The sequence below is a fragment of the Streptomyces sp. NPDC020379 genome, from assembly GCF_044387105.1.
GTDB lineage: Bacteria > Actinomycetota > Actinomycetes > Streptomycetales > Streptomycetaceae > Streptomyces.
This window is the reverse complement of the sequence record NZ_JBIRVR010000009.1, coordinates 178,761-202,952: the sequence shown is the minus strand read 5'-3', so window position 1 is coordinate 202,952 and position 24,192 is coordinate 178,761. Positions and strand designations below refer to the sequence as shown.

Sequence of the window (24,192 nt, the reverse complement as noted above, 5' to 3'; positions counted from 1 at the left end):
CATACGATGATCGCCACTCGTCGACCGCACAGCCGTGGAGGCCCGCATGTCCGTACTCGACTCGTTCATCGCAGGGCTCCCGAAAGCGGAGCTGCACGTGCACCACGTCGGTTCCGCGTCCCCGCGCATCGTCGCCGAGCTGGCCGCCCGCCACTCCGACTCACCGGTGCCGACCGACCCCGAGGCACTCGCGGACTTCTTCACCTTCCGCGACTTCGCGCACTTCATCCAGGTGTATCTGTCGGTGGTCGACCTCATCCGGGACGCGGAGGACGTGCGGCTGCTCACCTACGAGGTCGCCCGCGACATGGCCCGGCAGAACATCCGCTACGCCGAGCTGACGGTGACCCCCTACAGCTCGACCCGGCGCGGCATCCCGGACGCGGCGTTCGTGGAGGCGATCGAGGACGCCCGCAAGGCGGCCGAGGCCGAACTGGGCGTGATACTGCGCTGGTGCTTCGACATCCCGGGCGAGGCCGGTCTGGAGGCCGCCGAGGAGACGGCCCGGATCGCCTGTGAGCTCAAGCCCGAGGGGCTCGTCTCCTTCGGGCTCGGCGGTCCGGAGATCGGGGTGCCGCGGCCGCAGTTCAAGCCGTATTTCGACCGGGCCATCGCGGCCGGGCTGCACAGCGTCCCGCACGCCGGGGAGACCACCGGCCCGCAGACGATCTGGGACGCCCTCGTGGACCTGCGCGCCGAGCGCATCGGCCACGGCACGAGCGCGCCGCAGGACCCCGAGCTGCTGGCCCATCTCGCCGAGCACCGCATCCCGCTGGAGGTCTGCCCCACCTCCAACCTCGCCACCCGGGCGGTGACCGATCTGGAGCGGCACCCCGTCAAGGAGATGGTCGCGGCGGGTGTCCTGGTCACCGTCAACAGCGACGACCCGCCGATGTTCGGCACGGACCTCAACAAGGAGTACGGGGTCGCGGCCCGGCTGCTCGACCTCGACGCGCGGGGCGTCGCCAAGCTGGCCAAGAACGCCGTCGAGGCGTCCTTCATGGACCCCGCGGGGAAGGCGGCGCTGCGTGCGGAGATCGACTCCTACACGGCGGGCCACCTGAACTGACGCCGGAGCGGTGGCTCTCCGGTCACAATGGCCGCATGCCCACCCCGCGCTCCGCCCCTCCCGCCTTCACCGCCGTCGCCCACCGCGGCGACCCGTACGCGCACCGCGAGAACACGCTCGCCTCGATCCGCTCGGCGCTGCGGGCGGGGGCGGACGCGGTCGAGGTCGATGTGCGGCTGACGCGGGACGGCGTGCCCGTGCTGCTGCACGACGCGACGCTGGAGCGGCTCTGGGAGCACTCCCGCTTCCTGGGCTCGCTCTCGGCCGACGAGCTGCGGGGGCTGACGGGCGGCGGGGTGCCGACGCTGCGTGAGGCGCTCGCGCTCGCCGGGGCGGAGGCGGCCCCGGGCCGGCGGCTCTTCGTCGACCTGCCGGACGTCTCGGCCGCGGAGACGGCCGTGGCCGAGGTCCACGCGAGCGGGGCGGCCGGGCGGGTGTACTACTGCGGCGGCCCGGAGTCGATGCTCGTCGTCCGCCGGGCGGACCCGGAGGCCGAGATCGCGCTCACCTGGACCACACTCGCCCCGCCGCGCGCCGCCCTGCTCGACCGGGTGCGCCCGCACTGGATCAACTACCGCTTCGGCCTGCTGAGCCCCGAGCTCGTCGCGGCTCACCACGCCCAGGGCTTCCTGGTCTCGGCGTGGACGGCGGACACGCGCCGCACGATGCGCCGCCTGCTGGCCTCGGGCGTGGACTCCATCACCACCAACCGCATCACGGCGCTGCGCTCGCTGGTGCCGGGCCCGGCCGGCGCCTGAGGGCCGTACGGCCCGCCGGGCTCAGCCCACCCCCACGGGCTCCCAGGGGTTGGTCAGCACCGCGTCATCCCCTATGGGCAGCCCGCTCGACCACCCGTGCTCGGGGTCGGTCACGGAGAACTCCCTGGGCGTGAGGCAGTCCAGCCGCAGCGCCTCGTCGCCTGTCCCCCGCCGGTCGCCGTCGCCCCCGACGATGCCGCGGGGCACGAGCACGTCCACGTGGTACGACGCGGACGCGGCCTCCGGGCCCGGCACGAACCCGCGGTGGCCGAGGGAATGCGCGTAATGGCCGGGCGAGTTGACCGATATCGCCACACCCCCGGGGATCCGGCGCTCGGGCCGGGCGCTCCCGTGCGCTCCCGTGTAGAGCAGCCGGGTGCCCGCCTTGAAGAGGGACACGCTTCCGTCGGGCCGCCGCAGTGGCAGCGCTTCGGCGTAGACGGTGTCGTATGCGACCGGCGCGCATTCGGAGAGATAGGTGCCGGCCAAAGCGCGGCAGAGTTCGCCCAGTTCGCGGCTGGGCCGCGCGAACGCGAGCCGCCTGTCGCTGAAGACGATCAGAAAGGCGCTGGTCTCGCCGTTGACCGCCCGCCGCTTCCAGGCGGCGCGGGCCGTCCACACCTTGGCGGCGACGTGGTCGTGGCCCCTGGCGAGGTCGTCCTCCAGGATCCAGCAGAGGTCGAGGCCCCTGCGCCTGCGGGCGGCCGACGGATGGCCGATCTTCGCCACGAACCGGCCGTACGAGCACGGCCGCGCCTGCTCGAGCCAGGCCAGCAGGGCCGCTTCCCGGGCCTCCTGCCGGGCGCCCGGCGCGAACATCTCCTCGTGCGCCGCGTCGATGTCCGCCCCGAGCCCCGCTCCGCGGGCGGTCCGCGGCAGGGCTTCCAGGGCCTCGACGACGGAGGGTTGTGCGAGCATGCCGAAACTGTTGCCGTTCAGTGCGATCACTCCCCCGGTGGTCTGCACGCCGATGGCCTCTCGGCGATTTCGACAGTCTGACCATCCGCGAGATCACCGGTCAAGACCCGATCCGGCGACGGATTCGGTGGCGGAATTCACCCGGGGAAACGGAATCAGCCACCCTCAACCCCCTTGCGCCAAGGGCCCCTTGATCGGCCCGGGTCCCTCGGAAGGCCGGCCTCAGAGACCGACGATCTCGTTCCACTCCTTGGTGAAACCGGGGCGCTCCCGTGCCGTCATGTCGCGGGCGGTGGCGAGCCGCTTGCGCATCTCCTGGCTGGGGAAGATCAGCGGATTCTCGGCGAGCGCGGCGAGGTCCTTGTCCTTGGACGAGGCGAGCACCTCGCGGGCGTCCGGCACCGGGCAGACGTAATTGACCGCGGCCGCCAGCCGGGCCGCGACGTCGGGCCGGTAGTAGTAGTCGATGAGGTCTTCCGCGTTGCGCTTGTGACGGGCGAGGTTGGGGATCATCAGGCTCTCGGCCCACAGCTCCGCGCCCTCCTCCGGGACGACGAACTCGATGTCCGGGTTGTCGGCCTGGAGCTGGATGACGTCACCGGAATACGCCTGACACGCCAGGACGTCCCCGGAGGAGAGGTCCTTGATGTAGTCGTTGCCGGTGAAACGGCGGATGTGGCGCTTGCGGACCAGGTCGCGGAGCTGGTCGGCCATGGTGTGGAAGTCGTCGGCGGTCCAGCGGGTGACGTCCACGCCGTTGCCCTGCATGAGCAGCGAGAACGCCTCGTCCATCCCGGCGAGCAGGGTGACCCGTCCCCGGAGGTCGCTCTTCCACAGGTCGGAGGTGTGCCGGATCTCGCGGCCGAGCTTCTTGCGGTTGTAGGCGATGCCGGTGATACCGGACTGCCAGGGGACGCTGTGCAGCCGCCCGGGGTCGAAGTGCGGCTTGCGCAGCAGGGGGTCGAGCCGCCGCTCCACGTTCGGCTGGCGGGCGCGGTCCATCTCCTGGACCCAGCCCAGGCGAACGTAGCGCGCGCACATCCAGTCGCTGACGACGACGAGATCCCGGCCGGTCGCCTGGTGGTTCATCAGGGCGGGGCTGATCTTGCCGAAGAACTCGTCGTTGTCGTTGATCTCCTCGGTGTACTTCACCGAGATCCCGCTGCTCTTCTCGAAGCCCTCCAGCGTGGGCCTGCGCTGGGGGTCCTTCTCATCGGTGTCGATGTAGAGCGGCCAGTTGGCGAAGACGAGCCGCTTGTCGCTCCCGGACCGGTCCTGCGCGCTCCGGTCGCCCGGCTGGACGTACGCGGCGGGCACCCCGCAACCGGCGAGTGCGGCGGCCCCCGCGCCGGCGCCGAGCGCGCGCAGCAGGGACCGGCGGGACAGCGTGTTCACGGGGCTCACTCGCATTTCGGCAGCATGGCGGTTCTGATCTTCGCGGGCAATGTACGGCCTGTCCGGGAGCGGCTCCCCTCCCCCGACACCTTGACGGGGCGGGCCGCCGGGGCGAGCGGAATCCGGCCGCGTGCCGGGCCGGGCGTGCTCCACCGGGCTCATCGTCCGGGCGTTCGATGGTACCGGCGACCGGGCCGCCGCCGAGCCCGCGGGGAGCGACGTGAGCGGGGCCACGCCGGGGGCTCCCGGCCGCGGGGAAACGGCCGGGCGGGGAAACGGCCGCGGCCCCCGCCGGAGATCCGGTGGGGGCCGCGGCCGGTGGCCTGGCGAGGGGGTCAGCCCAGCGACGTCATCACGTGCTTGATGCGCGTGTAGTCCTCGAAGCTGTAGCCCGAGAGGTCCTTGCCGTAGCCGGACTGCTTGAAGCCGCCGTGCGGCATCTCGGCGACGAGCGGGATGTGGGTATTGATCCACACACAGCCGAAGTCCAGCCGCCGGGACATCCGCATGGCCCGCCCGTGGTCCTTCGTCCACACCGAGGAGGCCAGGGCGTACTCGACGCCGTTGGCGTAGGCGACGGCCTGCTCCTCGTCCGTGAAGGACTGGACGGTGATGACGGGGCCGAAGACCTCGTGCTGGATGATCTCGTCGTCCTGCTTGAGCCCGGAGACGACGGTCGGCGCGAAGAAGTAGCCCCGGTCGCCGACGCGGTGACCGCCGGCCTCCACCTTGGCGTGGGCGGGCAGCCGCTCGATGAAGCCGGTCACCTGCTGGAGCTGGTTGGCGTTGTTGAGCGGGCCGTAGAGCACGTCCTCGTCGTCCGGCAGGCCCGTCCTGGTGTCGGCGGCCGCCTTGGCGAGCGCGGTCACGAACTCGTCGTGCACGGACTCGTGCACGAGCACGCGGGTCGCGGCCGTACAGTCCTGGCCGGCGTTGAAGTAGCCCGCCACCGCGATGTCCTCGACCGCCTTGGCGATGTCGGCGTCCTCGAAGACGACGACGGGTGCCTTGCCGCCCAGTTCCAGGTGGACGCGCTTGACGTCCTTGGAGGCGGACGCCGCGACCTGGATGCCGGCCCGCACGGAGCCGGTGATCGAGGCCATGGCGGGCACCGGGTGCTCCACCATGAGGCGGCCGGTCTCCCGGTCGCCGCAGATCACGTTGAAGACGCCCTTGGAGTGGCCCAGTTCCTCCAGCACCCCGCCGATGATCTCGGCCATCAGGAGCGTGGAGGCGGGCGTGGTGTCGGAGGGCTTGAGGACGACCGTGTTGCCCGCGGCGAGCGCCGGGGCGAACTTCCACACGGCCATCATCATCGGGTAGTTCCACGGCGCGACCTGCGCGCAGACGCCGATCGGCTCCCGGCGGATGATGGAGGTCATCCCCTCCATGTACTCACCGGCGGAGCGGCCCTCCAGCATCCGGGCGGCGCCGGCGAAGAAGCGGATCTGGTCCACCATGGGCGGGATCTCTTCGCTGCGGGTGAGCGCGAGCGGCTTGCCGGTGTTCTCCGACTCGGTGGCGATCAGCTCCTCGGCCCGCGCCTCGAAGGCGTCGGCGATCTTGAGCAGGACCTTCTGCCGGTCGCCGGGCACCAGGTCGCGCCAGGCCGGGAAGGCCGCCTCGGCCGCGGCCATCGCGGCGTCGACGTCGGCGGCACCGGACAGGGCGGCGGTGGCGTACGCCTCGCCGGTGACGGGATTGACCACCTCGGTGGTCCGCCCGTCGGCGGCGTCCCGGAATTCTCCGGCGATGTAGTTGCGAAGACGTCGCAGCTCGGTGGTCACGTGCGCCACCCTTTCTGTCAGCTGTCCGATGGGCGAGACACCAGCCTAGTCAGTGAGGCGACGCTTTCGACATACCTACCACCCGGAAACAACGGAATCAGTGATTCAAGAGCCTCCTCGCAACGAATTTCATCGCCCAAGGGTTGCCACACAGACGAGTCCCATGCACAGTGGAGTCCGTGGCCACTCGTAGCGCAGACCCGAAGAGCGTGCAGGGCACGCCCCCGATCGACGCCGTCTCCCTGGCGATCATCGAGCAACTCCAGGAGGACGGCCGCCGCCCCTACGCGGCGATCGGCAAGGCCGTCGGGCTGTCCGAGGCGGCCGTCCGGCAGCGGGTGCAGAAGCTGCTCGACCAGGGCGTGATGCAGATCGTCGCCGTCACCGACCCGCTCACCGTCGGATTCCGGCGGCAGGCGATGGTCGGCATCAACGTCGAGGGCGACCTCGACCCGGTGGCCGACGCCCTGACCGCGATGGACGAGGTGGAGTACGTGGTGATGACCGCCGGCTCCTTCGATCTCCTCATCGAGATCGTCTGCGAGGACGACGACCACCTCCTCGAAATGATCAACAAGCGCATCCGGACCCTCCCCGGCGTGCGCTCCACCGAGAGCTTCGTCTACCTCAAGCTCCGCAAGCAGACCTACACATGGGGAACCCGATAGCCGTGAGCAAGGACCTCTCCCAGACGGCGTACGACCACCTGTGGATGCACTTCACCCGCATGTCGTCGTACGAGAACGCCCCCGTGCCCACCATCGTGCGCGGCGAGGGCACCTACATCTACGACGACAAGGGCAAGCGCTATCTCGACGGCCTCGCCGGGCTGTTCGTGGTCCAGGCCGGCCACGGCCGGGCCGAGCTGGCGGAGGCCGCCGCCAAGCAGGCGCAGGAGCTGGCCTTCTTCCCGGTGTGGAGCTACGCCCACCCCAAGGCCGTCGAGCTGGCCGAGCGACTGGCCCACTACGCCCCCGGCGACCTCAACAAGGTCTTCTTCACCACCGGCGGCGGCGAGGCCGTCGAGACCGCGTGGAAGCTCGCGAAGCAGTTCCACAAGCTGACCGGCAACCACACCAAGTACAAGGTCATCTCACGGGCCGTCGCCTATCACGGCACCCCGCAGGGCGCGCTGTCCATCACCGGCCTGCCGGCCCTGAAGGCGCCGTTCGAGCCGCTGGTCCCCGGCGCGCACAAGGTGCCCAACACCAACATCTACCGCGCCCCGATCCACGGTGACGACCCCGAGGCGTTCGGCCGCTGGGCCGCCGACCAGATCGAGCAGGAGATCCTCTTCGAGGGCCCGGACACCGTCGCCGCGGTCTTCCTGGAGCCCGTGCAGAACGCGGGCGGCTGCTTCCCGCCGCCGCCCGGCTACTTCCAGCGGGTGCGCGAGATCTGCGACCGCCACAACGTCCTGCTGGTCTCGGACGAGGTCATCTGCGCCTTCGGCCGCCTCGGCACGATGTTCGCGTGCGACAAGTTCGGCTACGTCCCGGACATCATCACCTGCGCCAAGGGCATGACGTCGGGCTACTCCCCGATCGGCGCCGCCATCATCTCCGACCGGATCGCCGAGCCCTTCTTCAAGGGCGACGCGACCTTCCTGCACGGCTACACCTTCGGCGGTCACCCGGTCTCCGCCGCCGTCGCGCTGACGAACCTCGACATCTTCGAGCGTGAGGGTCTCAACCAGCATGTTCTGGACAACGAAGCGGCCTTTCGCGCCACTCTGTCGAAGCTGAACGACCTGCCGATCGTCGGCGACGTGCGGGGCAACGGCTTCTTCTACGGCATCGAGCTGGTGAAGGACAAGGCCACCAAGCAGTCCTTCACGCCCGAGGAGTGCGAGCGCCTGCTCTACGGCTTCGTCTCCAAGCAGCTGTTCGAGAACGGCCTGTACTGCCGGGCCGACGACCGCGGCGACCCGGTCATCCAGCTGTCGCCGCCACTGGTCTCCGACCAGTCGACGTTCGACGAGATCGAGCAGATAGTCCGCGGCGTCCTCACGGAGGCGTGGACCAAGGTCTGAGCGACCAGGACGGGCCGGACCCCACCACCCGGCCCGTCCCTCCGCCGTGGCCCCGCGCGACCCCCTTCGCTCCACGCGCGCGTGAGCCACGGCTCCCGGCCGGAGCGACCGCGCTCCGGCCGCACCTCCGCTCGCACGTCCCGCGCGTATGCGCTCCGACGGACGGGCGAGCGCCGAGGATGAGGCCGACCGGAGGAAATGGGGCCCTCCAGCGCCGAGCCTGGGCGAGGGCTAGGATCCCGGTTCCGTACGGTGCCAGTGACCCAATGGCCTCCGGTTCGTTCACCCGGACAGGGGAACGGACCCTCTCAAGCGACCCGAGGTGCTCGATATGGTGGCCCCGCCGGACAACGACGTGCTCTGGGCACGTGGCCTGCATTACGCGTACGACGGCTCTCCCGCTCTCGCCGGGGTCTCCGTGGGCGTGCGCGAGGGCGAGATCCTCGCCGTCACCGGGACACGTGGTTCCGGGAAGAGCACACTCCTGAAATGCCTCTCGGGCCAGCTGCTGCCCACGCCCGGCGAGGTGTGGTTCAACAGCGCGCCCGTGCACACCCTTTCGCGCCCCGCCCGGGAGCGGCTGCGCCGGGAGCGGTTCGGCTGGATCGACAGCGAACCCCATCTCGTCCCGGAGCTCAGCGGCTGGGAGAACGCCGCCCTGCCGCTGCTGCTGCGCGGCATCGGCCACCGGGCCGCCAAACGGACCGCCGGTGAGTGGCTGGAGCGCCTCGACGTCGGCGACTGCGCCCGCAAGCGGCCGGGCGCCATGCTGATGGCGCAGCGTCAGCGGATCGCCATCGCCCGCGCGCTGGCCACCGAACCGACCGTCATCTTCGCGGACGAGCCCACCGCGCCCCTGCACAACGCCGACCGGGCGCAGGTGCTGCGCACCCTGACCACGGCCGCGCGCTCGCACCAGATCACGGTCGTCATCGCCACCCTGGACGACGAGATCGCCACGCTCGCCGACCGTACGGTCGCCCTGGCCGACGGCCGCCGGGCCAGCGGCATCCCGGCGCCCGACGCGCCCGGCGGAGAGGGCAGGGCGGCGTGCTCAGTCTCCGCCTAGCGCTCGGCGCCCACCCGCTCGTCCTGCTGCGCAGACTGCTGGTCGCGGCGGCCGCCGCGGGCGTCGGCTTCCTGCTGCTGTGCACCCTGGGGTACGCGGCGGCGCACCCGAAGGAGACCGGGCAGTCCGTCGTACGGCTGGTGTGGTGCGCCGTACCGCTCGCCGCCGTCGTGCAGTTCGCCCTCGCCGTGGCCCGTACGGACCCCTCCACCCGCCCGCGCGCGGGGCTGGACGCCGCGGGCCTCGGGCCGGTGCGGATGTCCCTCCTCGCGGCGGCCTCGACGGCGATCTCCTGCACGCTCGGCAGCGGCTTCGCCCTGCTGGTCTATCTGGAGCTCCGCGGCGGCCTCGGCGGCACTCCGCTGAGCGGCTCCGCCGAGCGGGTGCTGGACGGGCACGCGCACCTGCCGTGGGGCGCGACGCTGACCCTCCTCGGCCTGCTGCCGGTACTGGCGTCGGCCACCTGCGCCGTCGCGCTGCGCCCGCGCCGCGAGAGCGCGGCCGGCCGGCAGCCCGTGGATCCCGAGGCGGAGGCGGGGGCGCCCGTGCCGGAACCGGCCGTCCCGCCCGCGCCCAGGCCCGCGTACGCCGGTCTGCCCTGGGGCATCGCGATCATCTCGGTCGGCCTCGCGATGGAGGCGTACGTGGCCCGCGGCCCCGCACCCGACCCCGACACCCTGCTGTCGCTGCCCGGCCGCGGCGACGGCGCCTCCCCCGGTGTCGTCGGCGGCTGGCTCCTGGCCTCGCTCGGGCTGGTCCTCGCCGGGCCCGGCCTGACGCACTGGTGCGGGGTCCTGCTGTCGGCCGGGCGGCCCGGCGCCGTACGACTGCTGGCCGGGCGCATACTGCAGGACGCGGCCACCCGGATCGGCCGGCCTCTCGGCGTGCTGTGCGCCGTGGCCTCGGGCGCCCTCGCGGCGTCGGAGCTCTACGGCGCGGCCTGGGAGGGCTCCGGGCCCCGCCCCTTCGGCCCGCTGACCGGTCTCGGCGCGGCCCTGGTGATGGCCTGTGTGACCGCCACCGCCATCACCGCCGCCCTGGACAGCCGGCAGAGCCGGTCGGGCACCACGGCGGCGCTCCAGCGCCTGGGGCTCCCCGTCTCGATGCTCCGGGGCGCGGCGGTGCTGCGCACCTGTGTGCTGCTGGCCGTGCTCACCCCTCTGACATGGGCGATCGCCGAGCTGGCGGCGCTGCCCATGAGCAGGTGACGGTGGCACCGCCCGGGAGACCGCCGCTGACGGTCCGCTGAGCCGGCGCCCGAGGCGCTGTCCGGTCGCGCGCACCGGACACGTACGCTTCCCGCGTGGCCCCTGCCGGAGGCGTCGGCCGCGGGACGGCCGACGGCGGCCGGGTCGCGCCGGTGGACTCCTTCGCGAGGAGGCACCGGCGCGGGCGGCCGGTCCCACGGGCTCCCACAGGCGGCCGGCATCGCGGTCCCTCGACGGACCCGTTCTTGACCTTTTCTTGACCCAAGGCAACTTCCGCGCCGAAAAGCACGTCTGGCTCAGAAGCACGACGGTTTATCAGGCGAACGGAGCAATTGGTGATCATCGGCCTAGTGACGGCTGTCGCGGCCTCGGCCTGTTATGGAACGGGTTCGGTCCTGCAAGCCGTGGGATCGCGGAAATCGGCCCGCCGGGAGGCCGCCACCGCCTCGTCCACGGGCACCACCCAGCACGGCGGGCCGAGCCTCTCCTCCACCGCGAAGGCCGCCGTGACCTGGGAGTTCATGGTCGGTACGGTCCTGGACTTCATAGGCTTCGGGCTGGGCGCGCTGGCCGCCCGGATGCTGCCGCTGTTCCTGTCCCAGACGGTCATCAGCGCCAACCTCGTCGTCACGGCCCTGCTGAGCATCAAGCTCCTGGGCATCCGGCTGACCAAGCCCGAGTGGGCGTCGATCGGTGTGGTCTGCTCCGCGCTGGTGCTGCTGGCGACCGCCGCGGGCCACGAGGGCGGCGGTGACGCCGCGCGGTCCACCCACTGGTGGCTGCTGGTCATCTCGGTCGTGCTGATGGGCGGCGGCACGGTGGCCGTACGCCTCATGGGCTCCCGGGCGGCGATCCTGGCCGGTCTGCTGTCCGGCCTCGGCTTCGGCGCGATCGGTGTGGGCGTGCGCGTCCTGGACGGCATCGACCCGTTCGATCTGCCCACCCTGCTCGCGGACCCGGCCCTCTACGCCATCCTCATATCCGGCGCCGTCGGCATGTACCTGCACACGGTCGCCCTCCAGATCGGCTCGGTCAACGGCGCCACCGCGGCGCTGGTGGTCGGCGAGACCGTCCTGCCGGGCATCATCGGCGTCCTCCTGCTCGGTGACAGCTCCCGCCCCGGCTTCGCCTGGGTCGCGGTACTCGGCTTCCTGCTGGCGGTGACCGGCGCGGTGGCGGTCGCGTGGTTCGGCGAACCGGAGGGCGCGCCCGCGGCGGAGGCGGAACAGAGGGAACTCCAGCCGGCGTCCGGCGGCTGACGCTCCGCCGGACGCGGGAGTACGGGCCGGCCGCCTGTCCCCCACGGACCAGGCGGCCGGCCCGTTCCCGTACGGTCAGGAACCGCTCAGCACCACCACGTCGTCGGCGCGGAACACCACGCCCACCCGGTCACCCGCCTCCGGCGCGTCCCGCAACCCGCACGCGGCCTCCAGCTCCGGGCCCTGCGCGGGCCTGAGCAGCACCACCACGTGGTCGCCCCGGAACGTCCGCCCGGTGACCGTGCAGGGCAGCCCTTCCGCCTCCGGTGCCAGGCGCACACCGGTAGGCCGTACGAGCAGACGGCAGCGGCCGTCCGGGGTCCCGGCGGGCACCGGGACCTTGCCCCACACCGTGTCGGCGCGCTCCCCGGAGACCGTCGCCTCGACCACGTTGTCGAAGCCGAGGAAGCGGGCCACGAACTCCGACGCCGGCCGCTGCCAGACGTCCAGCGGGGTCCCGGCCTGCGCGATACGGCCGTCCCGCATCACCACGACGCGGTCGGCGAGCGCGAACGCCTCGCCCTGGTCGTGGGTGACGGCCAGCACGGTGGTGCCCAGCCGCCCGAAGAGCTCCCGCAGCTCCACCACGAGGCGCTCGCGCAGGCTCCGGTCGAGCTGGCCCAGCGGCTCGTCGAGCATCAGCAGCCGCGGCCGCGGGGCGAGCGCGCGGGCGAGCGCGACGCGCTGCTGCTCGCCGCCCGACAGTGCCGCCACGGACCGCCGCTGCGCGCCCGGCAGGCCCACCATGTCGAGCAGCTCGGCCACCCGGCGCTCCGCCTCGGCGCGGCCGGTCCCGCGCATGCGCAGCCCGAAGCCGACATTGCCGCCCACGTCCCGCTGCGGGAAGAGCTGGTGGTCCTGGAACATCAGGCCCACCTCACGCCGGTGCGTCGGCACACCGGTCTGGTCGTGCCCGGAGAGGAACACCCGCCCGGCGTCCGCCCGCTGCAAGCCGGCGACGACCCGCAGCAGCGTGGACTTGCCGCTGCCGCTCGGTCCGAGCACGCACACCGTCTCGTGCTCGGCCACCTGAAGGCCGACCCCGTCCAGCGCCGCGCGCTCGCCGAAGCGGACGGTCACGCCGTCCAGTCGCAGCAGGGACATCTAGAACTCTCCCGAACGGTCGGTGCGTACGCGCTCCAGCACCAGCAGCGCCACCGCGCACACCAGCATCAGGATCGTGCTGAGGGCCATCGCCTGGCCGTAGTTGAGCTCGCCCGGCCGGCCGAGCAGGCGGGCCACGGCCACGGGCAGCGTCGGGTTGTCGGGCCGGGCGATGAAGACGGTCGCCCCGAACTCGCCCAGTGACACGGCGAACGCGAAACCGGCCGCGACCGCCAGGGCGCGGCCCACCAGCGGCAGGTCGACCTCGCGCCAGGCGCGCAGCGGTGAGGCGCCGAGCACCGCGGCGGCCTCGCGTAGCCGGGCGTCCACCGCGCGCAGCACGGGCAGCATGGTCCGCACGACGAACGGCACACCCACCAGGGCCTGCGCGAGCGGCACGAGGATCCACGACGTGCGCAGATCCAGCGGCGGCTCGTCCAGGGTGATCAGGAAGCCGAAGCCGACGGTCACGGCGGAGGTGCCGAGCGGCAGCATCAGCAGCGCGTCGAAGCCGCGGACGAGCTTCCCCGCGCGCCGGGTGAGGGCGGCGGCGGCCAGGCCGCCCACGACCACCGCGATGCCGGTGGCCGCCAGCGCGTACGACAGCGAATTGCCGATGGCCTCCAGCGGGGCGACGACGAACGTCCCGCCGTTGTCCCCCGCCGAGGCGAGGGCGCGGTAGAAGGTCAGGCCGTAGCCGTCCGGGCCGTCGAAGGAACGCAGGGTGAGGACGACGAGCGGCACCAGCACCAGCAGCGCGATCACGGCCAGCACGGAGCCGAGCAGCGCCCACTGCGCCGCGCCGCGCGGCCGGCGGGCGGTGCGCGCGGCGTCGACGAGCCTCAGGGCGGACTCCCTGCGGCGCACGGTCCGGCCGTGCACGACGAGCAGCACGGCCACCGCGGCGAACTGCACGAGCGTGAGCACGGCCGCGGTCGGCAGGTCCAGCAGCTGCGCGGTCTGCTGATAGATCTCCACCTCCAGCGTGGAGTAGCGCGGGCCGCCCAGGATCTGCACGACGCCGAAGGAGGTGAAGGTGAAGAGGAAGACCATCAGCGCCGCGGCGGCCACGGCGGGCGTCAGGGCGGGCAGCGTCACCCGCCGCCAGGCGGCGAACCGGCCTGCTCCCAGCACCCGTGCCGCCTCCTCCTGGCGCGGGTCGAGCTGCGCCCAGAGGCCGCCGACGGTCCGTACGACAACGGCGTAGTTGAAGAAGACATGGGCGAGGAGGATGGCCCACACCGTGGTGTCCAGGCGCACGCCCCACAGCTCGTCCAGCAGCCCGCCGCGCCCGAGCAGCGCCAGGAACGCCGAGCCGACGACGACGGTCGGCAGGACGAAGGGAACGGTGACCACGGCCCGCAGCAGCTGTTTGCCGGGGAAGTCGAAGCGCGCGAAGACGTACGCGCCGGGGAGCGCGAGGGCGAGGGTCAGCGCGGTGGAGGCGAGGGCCTGCCAGGTCGTGAACCACAGGACGTGGCCGATGGCGGGGTCGGTGACGACCTCGCCGATGCGGCCGAACTGCCAGTGCCCGCCGTCCTTGAGACCGCGGGAGACGATCGCGGCGACGGGGTAGGCGAAGAAGACCCCGAAGAAGGCGAGCGGCACGGCCATCAGGCCGAGCCGCACCGCCGTCGGCCGCCAGGGCCGCCGGGACCGCCCGGAGGCGCTCCTGGGGCCCTCGGACGGCTTTCCCGTGGCGTCTACTTCAGGACGATCGAGGACCATGCCTTGACCCACTGCTCGCGGTTCTTGGCGATCTTCTCGGGAGCGAGCGTCGCGGGGTCGGTGACCTTCGCGCCGTACTTGGTGAACAGCTCCGGCAGCGCGGCGTCCTCGGCGGCGGGCTTGACGAACATCGTCAGCGGCATGTCCTCCTGGAACTTCTTGCTCAGCAGGAAGTCGACCAGCGCCTTGCCGCCCTCGGTGTTCTTCGCGCCGGACAGCAGTCCGGCGAACTCGATCTGGCGGAAGCACGTGCCGGTCGCGACACCGGTCGGGGCCTCCTTCGGCTCCGGCTTCACATCCATCACCTCGGCGGGCGGACTGGAGGCGTAGGAGACGACCAGCGGCTTGTCGCCCTTGGCCTTCCGGCCCGCGGCGGAGCCGGAGAAGCGCTGGTTGTACGCCTGCTCCCAGCCGTCGACCACCTCGACGCCGTTGGCCTTGAGCTTCTTCCAGTAGTCCTGCCAGCCGGCGTCGCCGTACTTCGCGATGCTGGCGAGCTGGAAGGCCAGGCCGGGCGAGGACGTGGCGGAGTTCTCCGTGACCAGGAGGTTCTTGTACTCCGGCTTGATCAGGTCGTCGAAGGACTGCGGCGGGGCCAGCTTGTGGCCGGCGAAATACGCGCGGTCGTAGTTGACGCAGATGTCGCCGGTGTCGATCGGGGTGACCCGGTGCCGCGCGGCGTCGAGCTGGAGATCCTTGGGGACGCGGTCCAGGCCCTTGGCCTCGTACGGCGTGAAGAGGTCCTTGTCCAGGGCGCGCGACAGGAGGGTGTTGTCGACGCCGAAGAAGACGTCGCCCTGGGGGTGCCTGGCGGAGAGGATCGCCTGGTTGACGGCCGCTCCGGCGTCACCGCTCTTGACCGTCCTGACGGTGTAGCCGCTCTGCTTCTCGAAGTCCTTGAGCACGCTGTCCGAGATCTGGAACGAGTCGTGCGAGACCAGGGTGACGGTCTTGCCGCCGTCGGTCCCGCCGGAGCCGCCCGAGCCGCAGGCGGCCAGCGCGGGCAGGCCGAGCGCGACGGCGGCCGCCGCGCCGAGGGCACGCCGGAGGTTGGTGTTCATGGTGCGTCTGACTCCCTACGCCGGTATGACCCGGATCAGGTCCGAGGGTCTGCGGCCCGTGCCGCACTCTCAGCGCTCTCGCGCTCCCCTGTCGGATTGTTCATTTGTGCGTTCGTTTGTGCGCTCGAAGGCGCGAAGGCACCGTATCAGTGCCGCTCCGGGGGCCGCGCTCAGCGCTCGGCCGCCGCCAGCTGCCCGCAGGCGCCGTCGATCTCCTGGCCGCGGGTGTCGCGGACGGTCACCGGCACGCCGTGCGCGGCGATCGCCTGGACGAACGCCCGCTCGTCCTCCGGCCGGGAGGCCGTCCACTTCGAGCCCGGGGTGGGGTTGAGCGGGATGAGGTTGACGTGCACGCGCTTGCCCTTGAGGAGCCGGCCGAGCAGGTCACCGCGCCACGCCTGGTCGTTGATGTCGCGGATCAGGGCGTACTCGATGGAGATGCGGCGGCCCGACTTCTCCGCGTACTCCCAGGCGGCGTCGAGGACCTCGCGGACCTTCCAGCGGGTGTTGACCGGCACCAGGGTGTCGCGCAGCTCGTCGTCGGGCGCGTGCAGCGAGACCGCGAGGCGGCACTTGAAGCCCTCGTCGGCGAAGCGGTGCATCGCGGGGACCAGGCCGACGGTGGAGACGGTGATGCCGCGCTGGGAGAGGCCGAGGCCGTCGGGCTCGGGGTCGGTGAGCCGGCGGATGGCGCCGACGACCCGCTTGTAGTTGGCGAGCGGCTCGCCCATGCCCATGAAGACGATGTTGGACAGGCGCGCGGGCCCGCCGGGCACCTCACCGTCGCGCAGCGCGCGCATGCCGTCCACGATCTGGTGCACGATCTCGGCGGCCGACAGATTGCGGTCGAGACCGGCCTGGCCCGTGGCACAGAACGGGCAGTTCATCCCGCAGCCGGCCTGGGAGCTGATGCACATGGTGACCCGGTCGGGATAGCGCATCAGCACCGACTCGACCAGCTTGCCGTCGTGCAGCCGCCAGAGGGTCTTGCGGGTGGTGTCGTCGTCGCACGAGATGTGCCGGACGACACTCATCAGCTCGGGCAGCAGCTCGGCCGCGAGCTTCTCGCGGGAGGCGGCGGGGATGTCGGTCCATGCCGCGGGGTCGTGCGCATACCGGGCGAAGTAGTGCTGCGACAGCTGCTTCGCGCGGAACGGCTTCTCGCCGATCGCGGCAACCGCCTCGCGGCGCTCGGCGGGCGAGAGGTCGGCAAGGTGCCGCGGGGGCTGCTTGGCCCCGCGCGGCGCGACGAAAGTGAGTTCTCCAGGTGCAGGCATGGTCCTACCAGTGTCGCAGACGTGCGGAGAGGGGCCCGCCGCCCTGTGGACAACGAGCCCTTCACCGAGGAAAGCGCAGGCCGGAGCCCTATGCGCTGCCGACGAAGATCACCATGAGCAGCCACACCACGGGGGCGGTGGGCAGCAGGGAGTCCAGCCGGTCCATGATCCCGCCGTGGCCGGGCAGCAGGGCGCCCATGTCCTTGATGCCCAGGTCACGCTTGATCATGGACTCGCCGAGGTCGCCCAGGGTGGCGCTGACCGCGACGGCGAGGCCGAGCAGCAGGCCCTGCCACCACTTCCCGTCGTCGATCAGGAAGCGCATGCACAGCGCGCCCGCCACCATGGCGAACAGGACGGCCCCCAGCAGGCCCTCGCGCGTCTTGCCGGGGCTGATGCGCGGCGCCAGCTTGCGCTTGCCGAACTTCCAGCCCACCGCGTACGCACCCGTGTCGCTGACGACCGTCAGGATCAGGAAGGTGAGCACCCGCCACGCGCCGTCGCCCGCGGCCAGCATCAGGGCCACGAAGGTGGCCAGGAAGGGCACGTAGAACGCGGCGAAAATGCCCGCCGTGACATCCCTGAGATAGCCGTCCGGCGGCTCGGGCATCCGCCACACCAGCACGGCGAGCGCGGTGAACGCCATGGCCACCCACGCGCCCTCGGCACCGCTCGCGTAGCCGGCGATGACCATGGCGGCACCGCCGAGCGCGAGCGGCACCAGCGGGGCCTTGATCGCCTTCCGCTCGGCCAGGCGGGAGGTCAGCTCCCACAGCCCGACGACGACGGCGACGACGATCACGCCGAGGAAGACGGGCTTGTAGATGAACAGAGAGGCGAGAATGACCGCGCCGAGGCCCAGTCCCACCCCTATCGCGGCCCGGAGGTCGCGGCCGGCGCTCTTCTTCCCGGCCTTGGGCGCCTGGGGAACTGCAGGCTCCGGGGCAGAATCCTGGGGCCGGATGTCGGGCTCCTGTTCATCACGGAACAGGGGGCCGCGCAGGTGGGCGGCCCCCTCGTCACGGTCGTCCTGGTCTCCGCCTGAGGAGGGCACGATGGGCATGGGCCGAGTCTGCGCCGCGGCGCCCGCCTCATGCACAGGACCCGCCGAGCCCGGGCGCGCGTCCCCTCCGAGCGAGGGGGAGGGTCCGCGGTCGGTGGACCCCCAGTACCCGGCGCTCGACGGGGCCCCCCAGGATGTGTCGTTCATCAGACCTCGAGGAGCTCGGCTTCCTTGTGCTTGAGCAGCTCGTCCACCTGCGTGACGTACTTCGCGGTGGTGTCGTCGAGCTCCTTCTCCGCGCGGCGCACCTCGTCCTCGCCGGACTCCTTGTCCTTGACGAGCTTGTCGAGGGCGTCCTTGGCCTTGCGGCGGATGGCGCGGATCGAGATCTTCGCATCCTCGCCCTTGGTGCGGGCCACCTTGATGTAATCGCGGCGGCGCTCCTCGGTCAGCTCGGGGAACGTCACTCGGATGATGTTGCCGTCGTTGCTCGGGTTGACACCGAGGTCCGAGTCGCGGATGGCCTGCTCGATGTTGCGCAGCGCGCTCTTGTCGAAGGGCGTCACGACGGCCATGCGCGGTTCCGGCACCGAGAAGGACGCCAGCTGGTTGATCGGCGTCAGCGCGCCGTAGTAGTCCGCCACGATCTTGTTGAACATCGCGGGGTGCGCACGCCCGGTGCGGATCGCCGCGAAGTCCTCCTTGGCGACCACAACGGCCTTCTCCATCTTCTCCTCGGCCTCGAGGAGGATCTCTTCGATCACCACTTGCTCCTGGTGTTATCAGTAAGCAGAGCCTCGCCCCTGCGCGCGTCTTCTCCTGCACGGTGTCCGACCGGCAGGCAGTTGTCCATCCCCGTGCCGGGGTCTTCCCACGGCACGGTGTTGCCGTCCCTGTGCGGCGTGATCGCCCAGGACGGCGGTTGTCCGGGCTGTCAGGCCCGCGTGCTCTGGTCGCTCACGAGCGTGCCGATCTTCTCACCCTTGACCGCACGCGCGATGTTGCCCTCGGCGAGCAGCTCGAAGACGAGGATCGGCACCTTGTTGTCCATGCACAGGGAGATGGCGGTGGCGTCGGCGACCTTGAGGCCGCGCGAGAGCACCTCGCTGTACTCGAGGGCGTCGAACTTCACCGCGTCGGGGTTCTTCTTCGGGTCGGAGTCGTAGACCCCGTCGACGCCGTTCTTGCCCATCAGGATCGCCTCGGCGTGGATCTCCAGGGCGCGCTGGGCGGCGGTGGTGTCGGTGGAGAAGTAGGGCATGCCCATGCCGGCGCCGAAGATGACGACGCGGCCCTTCTCCAGGTGGCGCACCGCGCGCAGCGGGATGAACGGCTCGGCGACCTGGCCCATGGTGATGCCGGTCTGCACCCGCGTCTCGACGCCTTCCTTGACCAGGAAGTCCTGGAGGGCGAGCGAGTTCATCACGGTGCCGAGCATGCCCATGTAGTCCGAGCGGGCACGGTCCATTCCGCGCTGCTGGAGCTCGGCGCCGCGGAAGAAGTTGCCGCCGCCGATGACGACGGCGATCTCGTAGCCGTCGCGGACGACTGCCGCGATCTCGCGAGCGATGGCGTGCACGACATCGGGGTCGACACCGAGGCCCCCGCCGCCGGCGAATGCCTCGCCGGACAGTTTGAGCATAAACCGACGGCGCTTGCCGTGGTCGTCGCTTTTGTCGTCGGCTGCCGGCCGGGCGTCCGCACCCTGATTCATTGGAGATCTCCTCGTGCACATACGAAGAAGGCCATTGCCGGATGGGTCTTTATCAGATCCCTTGACGGCAATGGCCTCCTCGTCACATCAGCGGCCGACCGGTGGAGGGTCGGCTGCGTACGACCCTAGCGGGTCGCAGGTCATTCGCTGCCCTGCTGACGGCTCAGGCGCCGACGCGGATGCGCGAGAAGCGCTTCAGCGTGACACCGGCCTCGTCCAGAACCTTCTGGACGGTCTTCTTGTTGTCCTTGGCGAACGCCTGCTCGAGAACGGAGTTCTCCTTGACGAAGCCGGTGACGCGACCCTCGATGATCTTCGGCAGGGCGGCCTCGGGCTTGCCCTCCTCGCGGGCGGTGGCCTCGGCGACACGGCGCTCGTTCTCGAGCACGTCGGCCGGGATGTCCTCACGGGAGAGGAACTTCGGCGCGAACGCGGCGATGTGCTGCGCGATGTCCTTGGCGACCTCGGCGTTGTCCTTGTCGAGCTCGACCAGGACGCCGACCTGCGGCGGGAGGTCCGCGGCGGTGCGGTGCATGTACGCGGAGACGAAGCCGTCGGCGAACCGCGCGAAGCGGTCGACGACGATCTTCTCACCGAGCGTGGCGTTGGCCTCGTCCACGAACGCCTGGACGGTCTTGCCGGCCTCGATCTCGGACGCCATGAGCGCCTCGAGGTCCGCCGGAGCGGTCTTAGCGACGTGGGCGGCCAGCGCCGCGGCGACGTCGTTGAACTTCTCGCCCTTGGCGACGAAGTCGGTCTCGCACTTCAGCTCGACGAGCACACCGGAGGTGTTGTCGTCGGCGATGACCGAGACGACGGCACCGTTCGAGGTGGTGCGGCTCTCGCGCTTGGCCACGCCCTTCAGGCCCTTGACGCGGACGATCTCGACGGCCTTGTCCAGGTCGCCGGCAGCCTCGTCCAGCGCCTTCTTGCAGTCCATCATGCCGGCGCCGGTGAGCTCACGGAGCTTCTTGACGTCAGCGGCGGTGAAGTTCGCCATGGTGAATCTCTCTCGGAAGTCGTTGTGACTACGGGTGCGCGACGGGGGCGGCGCGCTCGCGCCGACCCCCGCCGTCATCTACCGCGACTGAGTTGTCAGGCCTGCTCGTCCGTGGCCGGCTTCTCGGCCTCGGCGGCCGGAGCCTCAGCGGCCGGAGCCTCGGTCTCGTCAGCCTTCTTCTCGCCCTCGAGCAGGTCGCGCTCCCACTCGGCGAGCGGCTCGCCGGCGGCCTTGTCGGCCTTGGCGTCACCGGTGGCGGCACCGGAGCGGGCGATGAGGCCCTCGGCGACGGCGTCGGCGATCACGCGGGTGAGCAGCGTGACGGAACGGATCGCGTCGTCGTTGCCCGGGATCTTGTAGTCGACCTCGTCGGGGTCGCAGTTGGTGTCGAGGATCGCGACGACCGGGATGCGCAGCTTGCGCGCCTCACCGACGGCGATGTGCTCCTTCTTGGTGTCCACGATCCAGACGGCGCTGGGCACCTTCTGCATCTCGCGGATGCCGCCGAGGGTCTTCTCGAGCTTGCTCTTCTCGCGGGAGAGGACGAGCAGCTCCTTCTTGGTGAGGCCGGAGGCGGCCACATCCTCGAAGTCGATGAGCTCGAGCTCCTTCAGGCGCTGCAGGCGCTTGTAGACGGTCGAGAAGTTGGTGAGCATGCCGCCCAGCCAGCGCTGGTTGACGTACGGCATCCCGACGCGGGTCGCCTGCTCGGCGATGGCCTCCTGGGCCTGCTTCTTCGTGCCGACGAACATGATGGAGCCACCGTGCGCGACGGTCTCCTTGACGAACTCGTAGGCGCGGTCGATGTACGACAGCGACTGGAGCAGGTCGATGATGTAGATGCCGTTGCGCTCCGTGAAGATGAAACGCTTCATCTTCGGGTTCCAACGACGGGTCTGGTGACCGAAGTGGACGCCGCTCTCCAGCAGCTCCCGCATCGTGACGACGGCCATGGCCGCGCTCCTTGAAATACTCGGTTCCACGGCGGCCGGGCGGCCGCCGCTCCTGACGCCCCGACGTGCCCGCCGTGAAAGGTGCCCTTGCGAGGGACCGTTCCGCGGACCGAGAGACACGGCCACCGGGCTGCCCGAAAGGGACTGACGCGCCGGTAGCGGGGCGTGCGAAGTCGATCCGGTGACCCGGATCGCCATGAGAAGTGTACGGGACCCGGGAAGGCCCGGGTGACGACGTTGTGCACAACCCGCGAGTAGTCCACAGATCCTGGTCAAGATCCCCACGAATCGGCGCCGTGCGTCACGGTTCTCCCATGCGATCTTCCACGCGACGCTCCACAGCCGCGGTCACGGCGGCCCTGAGCGCCTTACTGGCCGTGGCGGCGCTCACCGCCTGCGTCGTCACACGCTTCACATGGGCCCCGCGCCTCGCGGCACCGGCACCGCTCGCGGCCGCCGCACCACCCATGGCCACCGCACCGCTCACGGCCACCACCGTGACCGCCGCCGCGGGCCCTCCCGGGACCGGCGGGGCGGCGGGTGACCGGGCCTGGCCGGTCACCGGGGCGCATGGCGGCCGGCCCTTGATCGTGCGGGCGTGGGACCCGCCCCCGGTGCGCTGGGCCGCGGGCCACCGCGGGGTGGACCTCGACACCAGGGCGGGGCAGCCGGTGCGCGCGGCCGCCCCCGGGACGGTGTCCTTCGCGGGCACGGTCGCGGGACGGGGAGTCGTGGCCGTCACCCTGTCCGGCACGGGCGACCCACCGCTGCGGATCACCTACGAGCCGGTGCGGCCGAGCGTCCGCGAAGGGGATCAGGTGGCCGCGGGAGCGCCGGTGGGCACGGTGTCCGCCGGCCCCTTCCACTGCCCGGCGGGCTGTCTGCACTGGGGGCTGCTCCGCGGGGACACCTACCTCGATCCCCTGACGCTGCTGCCGCCGTGGATGCTCCGCCGCCCGCCCTCCCGGCTGCTGCCGCTCACCGGCCCGCTCGGGGCGCTCCTCGCGCGGGTCTCAGCCCCGCACCCCGCGCAGGGCCATGGAAACGGCCGCCTCGGTGATGCGGTGCGGCTCCTCGGCCGCGCCGAGCTCGATGCGGCGGACCGCGGCGTCGACCACACCCTGGAGGAGCATCGCGGCGAGGCGGGGCTGCTCATGGCCGAGAGCGACCAGGGCCTCGACGACCATCGCCACCAGTCCGCCGTGCGCGGCGCGGATCTTCTCCCGGGCGCCGGGGTCCAGCTCGCCCGCGGAGATCGCGACCACGGCACGGTGGCGCCGGTCGCCGACCAGGGCGAGCTGCCGGCGCACATACGCCTCGATCTTCGTCTCAGGGGTCTCGGCGCGCTCCATGGCGGCCTCCACCTCGGCGGCCCAGACGGGGAAGTCGACGGCACACAGCTCCTCGACCACCGCCGCGCGCGACCGGAAATACTCATAGACGGAGGAGCGTGCCAGCCCGGTGCGCTCGGCCAGCGCGGGGAAGGTCAACGCCTCCGTTCCGCCTTCGGACAGCAGGGAGCGTGCGGCGTCCAGCAAGGCGTCGCGCTGCATCGTCCGGTGCTCGGCCACTGAGGCCGCTCGAATCCTGGGCACGCCTCCACTTTACGGATATCCACTGGCCTGGACGACGCCGACGGCACCTTTTCCCACGGGACCGCGCCCGGGCGGGCCCGCGAAGAGGCCCTGCGAAGACCGGGGCGCGCGCCGCACCGCGCGGGCGGTCCCTCGAAAGGTCCGGGCGAAAGGTCCGTGGCGGCCGGGGAGCCCGGTCAGCGTCCTATGTCCGCGAGTTTCGCCCTCAGCTGGAGGACGGATTTGGTGTGGATCTGGCTGACCCTGCTCTCCGTGACACCGAGCACGTGGCCGATTTCGGCGAGGGTGAGGCCCTCGTAGTAATAAAGCGTGACCACCGTCTTCTCCCGCTCGGGAAGGGTGTTGATCGCGCGGGCGAGCAGCCGGCGCAGCTCGCGGTCCTCGGCCACCTCGACGGGGTCGTCCGCGGCGGTGTCCTCGAGCGTGTCCATCAGGCTCAGCCGCTCACCGCCCTCGGCGCCGACGTGCAGCAGATCCTCCAGCGCCACGACGTTGGCCAGCGACAACTGACTGAAGACGCTGTGCAGTTCCTCGACGGCGATGCCCATCTCCGCCGCCACCTCGGCCTCGGAGGGCGTACGGCGCAGCGCCGCCTCCAAGGTGGCGTACGCGCGCTCGACGGCACGCGCTTTCTGGCGGACCGAGCGCGGAATCCAGTCCAGGGCGCGCAATTCGTCGATCATCGCGCCGCGGATACGGGTGATGGCATAGGTCTCGAACTTGATCTCGCGCGTGGGGTCGAACTTCTCGATGGCGTCGATGAGTCCGAAGACCCCGGAGGAAACGAAGTCCGCCTGCTCGACATTGGGCGGCAGACCGACGCTGACCCGCCCCGCCACATACTTCACCAGCGGCGAGTAGTGGAGGATCAATTGCTCCCGCAGCCGGTCGTCGCCCGTGGCCTTGTACGACCGCCACAGCTCATCGAGCGTCGAGGGTGCGGGAGGGCGCACGGGCCCGCGTGCTGCGGGCGGTGCCGCCGCGCGATCGGACCCGGAGGTGTGCTGGGGCATTCGTCGTCTTGAGCCGTTCTGCTGTGACGTGAATGGAGACGTGACATGAATGGGGATGTGAATGGAGTGGTACGAATGGCTGGATTCCCGTGAGCGTAGCGTGACTGACGCACTGCGGTGCGCGAGGAAGCCCCCTTCGGTCGATATGCGGATACGTTCCCTGGCCGCGCTCCCGAAGTGCGGCTGCCGGAGATCGCCCGGCGGTCGCGGCGGGTCGGCCGTATCGGCTCCCGCGGTCACCCCCTTAAC

21 protein-coding genes, 1 pseudogene and 1 riboswitch are annotated in these 24,192 nt (G+C 71.3%); of the genes and pseudogenes, 8 read left to right on the top strand and 14 right to left on the bottom strand.

Annotated elements, in window-relative coordinates:
* The first annotated feature begins 46 nt into the window (after positions 1–46).
* Both ACH427_RS15090 and ACH427_RS15085 read left to right on the top strand, forming a co-directional pair.
* Positions 47–1,069 carry an adenosine deaminase gene (locus ACH427_RS15090; RefSeq protein WP_398869882.1) on the top strand — a complete coding sequence of 341 codons (1,023 nt, stop codon included), beginning with the start codon at positions 47–49 and terminating at the stop codon, positions 1,067–1,069.
* Between the two features lie 35 nt (positions 1,070–1,104).
* Entirely contained in the window at positions 1,105–1,827 is a 723-nt protein-coding gene (locus ACH427_RS15085) for a glycerophosphodiester phosphodiesterase (protein WP_398869881.1), read from the top strand.
* Positions 1,828–1,848: 21 nt separating this feature from the next.
* On the opposite strand, the gene ACH427_RS15080 is transcribed toward ACH427_RS15085, so the two are convergent.
* From ACH427_RS15080 to ACH427_RS15070, 3 genes are all read right to left on the bottom strand, one after another.
* On the bottom strand, positions 1,849–2,745 hold the full coding sequence (locus tag ACH427_RS15080) for a hypothetical protein (protein WP_398869880.1): 897 nt from the start codon (positions 2,743–2,745) through the stop codon (positions 1,849–1,851).
* Between the two features lie 222 nt (positions 2,746–2,967).
* Complete coding sequence (locus ACH427_RS15075; protein ID WP_398869952.1) at positions 2,968–4,131, bottom strand: PotD/PotF family extracellular solute-binding protein; 1,164 nt, start codon at positions 4,129–4,131, stop codon at positions 2,968–2,970.
* A gap of 344 nt (positions 4,132–4,475) precedes the next feature.
* Positions 4,476–5,927 carry a gamma-aminobutyraldehyde dehydrogenase gene (locus ACH427_RS15070; RefSeq protein ID WP_398869879.1) on the bottom strand — a complete coding sequence of 484 codons (1,452 nt, stop codon included), beginning with the start codon at positions 5,925–5,927 and terminating at the stop codon, positions 4,476–4,478.
* Between the two features lie 179 nt (positions 5,928–6,106).
* Between ACH427_RS15070 and ACH427_RS15065 the strand changes: the two genes are divergently transcribed.
* The 5 genes from ACH427_RS15065 (at position 6,107) to ACH427_RS15045 (ending at position 11,495) form a co-directional block, all read left to right on the top strand.
* On the top strand, positions 6,107–6,595 hold the full coding sequence (locus ACH427_RS15065; RefSeq protein ID WP_116215956.1) for an Lrp/AsnC family transcriptional regulator: 489 nt from the start codon (positions 6,107–6,109) through the stop codon (positions 6,593–6,595).
* On the top strand, positions 6,580–7,959 hold the full coding sequence (locus tag ACH427_RS15060; RefSeq protein ID WP_398869878.1) for an aspartate aminotransferase family protein: 1,380 nt from the start codon (positions 6,580–6,582) through the stop codon (positions 7,957–7,959). The genes ACH427_RS15065 and ACH427_RS15060 overlap by 16 nt, the downstream gene beginning before the upstream one ends.
* A gap of 331 nt (positions 7,960–8,290) precedes the next feature.
* Positions 8,291–9,028: an ABC transporter ATP-binding protein gene (locus ACH427_RS15055; RefSeq protein ID WP_398869877.1), complete on the top strand. Its 738-nt coding sequence runs from the start codon at positions 8,291–8,293 to the stop codon at positions 9,026–9,028.
* Positions 9,010–10,236, top strand: a complete 1,227-nt coding sequence (locus ACH427_RS15050) for a hypothetical protein (protein ID WP_398869876.1) — start codon at positions 9,010–9,012, stop codon at positions 10,234–10,236. Before ACH427_RS15055 ends, ACH427_RS15050 begins: the two co-directional genes overlap by 19 nt.
* A 335-nt stretch (positions 10,237–10,571) precedes the next feature.
* Positions 10,572–11,495 (top strand): hypothetical protein, encoded by a 924-nt coding sequence (locus ACH427_RS15045; protein WP_398869875.1) that lies wholly within the window; start codon positions 10,572–10,574, stop codon positions 11,493–11,495.
* Between the two features lie 75 nt (positions 11,496–11,570).
* On the opposite strand, the gene ACH427_RS15040 is transcribed toward ACH427_RS15045, so the two are convergent.
* The 9 genes from ACH427_RS15040 to rpsB all read right to left on the bottom strand — a co-directional run bounded on the left by ACH427_RS15040 (position 11,571) and on the right by rpsB (position 21,335).
* Positions 11,571–12,599, bottom strand: a complete 1,029-nt coding sequence (locus ACH427_RS15040) for an ABC transporter ATP-binding protein (RefSeq protein ID WP_398869874.1) — start codon at positions 12,597–12,599, stop codon at positions 11,571–11,573.
* Positions 12,600–14,213, bottom strand: coding sequence for an ABC transporter permease (locus ACH427_RS15035; protein ID WP_398869951.1), 1,614 nt, complete (start codon positions 14,211–14,213; stop codon positions 12,600–12,602).
* 89 nt (positions 14,214–14,302) lie between these two features.
* The gene (locus tag ACH427_RS15030) at positions 14,303–15,388 is read right to left on the bottom strand and encodes a thiamine ABC transporter substrate binding subunit (RefSeq protein ID WP_398869873.1); all 1,086 of its coding nucleotides are present in this window, start codon (positions 15,386–15,388) and stop codon (positions 14,303–14,305) included.
* Positions 15,384–15,488, bottom strand: a riboswitch (TPP riboswitch). Its footprint overlaps the gene before it by 5 nt.
* Before the next feature lie 70 nt (positions 15,489–15,558).
* The gene (rlmN, locus tag ACH427_RS15025) at positions 15,559–16,665 is read right to left on the bottom strand and encodes a 23S rRNA (adenine(2503)-C(2))-methyltransferase RlmN (RefSeq protein ID WP_361525243.1); all 1,107 of its coding nucleotides are present in this window, start codon (positions 16,663–16,665) and stop codon (positions 15,559–15,561) included.
* A gap of 88 nt (positions 16,666–16,753) precedes the next feature.
* The gene (locus ACH427_RS15020) at positions 16,754–17,875 is read right to left on the bottom strand and encodes a phosphatidate cytidylyltransferase (RefSeq protein WP_398869872.1); all 1,122 of its coding nucleotides are present in this window, start codon (positions 17,873–17,875) and stop codon (positions 16,754–16,756) included.
* The gene (gene frr / locus ACH427_RS15015; protein ID WP_398869871.1) at positions 17,875–18,432 is read right to left on the bottom strand and encodes a ribosome recycling factor; all 558 of its coding nucleotides are present in this window, start codon (positions 18,430–18,432) and stop codon (positions 17,875–17,877) included. Before frr ends, ACH427_RS15020 begins: the two co-directional genes overlap by 1 nt.
* A gap of 170 nt (positions 18,433–18,602) precedes the next feature.
* Entirely contained in the window at positions 18,603–19,382 is a 780-nt protein-coding gene (pyrH, locus tag ACH427_RS15010; protein ID WP_398869870.1) for a UMP kinase, read from the bottom strand.
* A 163-nt stretch (positions 19,383–19,545) separates the two neighbouring features.
* Entirely contained in the window at positions 19,546–20,382 is an 837-nt protein-coding gene (tsf, locus tag ACH427_RS15005; protein WP_398869869.1) for a translation elongation factor Ts, read from the bottom strand.
* A 95-nt stretch (positions 20,383–20,477) separates the two neighbouring features.
* Positions 20,478–21,335, bottom strand: a complete 858-nt coding sequence (gene rpsB / locus ACH427_RS15000) for a 30S ribosomal protein S2 (protein WP_398869868.1) — start codon at positions 21,333–21,335, stop codon at positions 20,478–20,480.
* A gap of 314 nt (positions 21,336–21,649) precedes the next feature.
* Between rpsB and ACH427_RS14995 the strand changes: the two are divergent.
* Positions 21,650–22,198, top strand: a pseudogene (locus tag ACH427_RS14995) (peptidoglycan DD-metalloendopeptidase family protein); the annotation flags it as partial.
* 150 nt (positions 22,199–22,348) lie between these two features.
* Here the strand turns inward: ACH427_RS14995 and ACH427_RS14990 are convergent.
* On the bottom strand, positions 22,349–22,906 hold the full coding sequence (locus ACH427_RS14990) for a TetR/AcrR family transcriptional regulator (protein WP_398869950.1): 558 nt from the start codon (positions 22,904–22,906) through the stop codon (positions 22,349–22,351).
* Between the two features lie 200 nt (positions 22,907–23,106).
* The gene (gene whiG / locus ACH427_RS14985) at positions 23,107–23,943 is read right to left on the bottom strand and encodes an RNA polymerase sigma factor WhiG (protein ID WP_301892012.1); all 837 of its coding nucleotides are present in this window, start codon (positions 23,941–23,943) and stop codon (positions 23,107–23,109) included.
* Positions 23,944–24,192 lie beyond the last annotated feature (249 nt).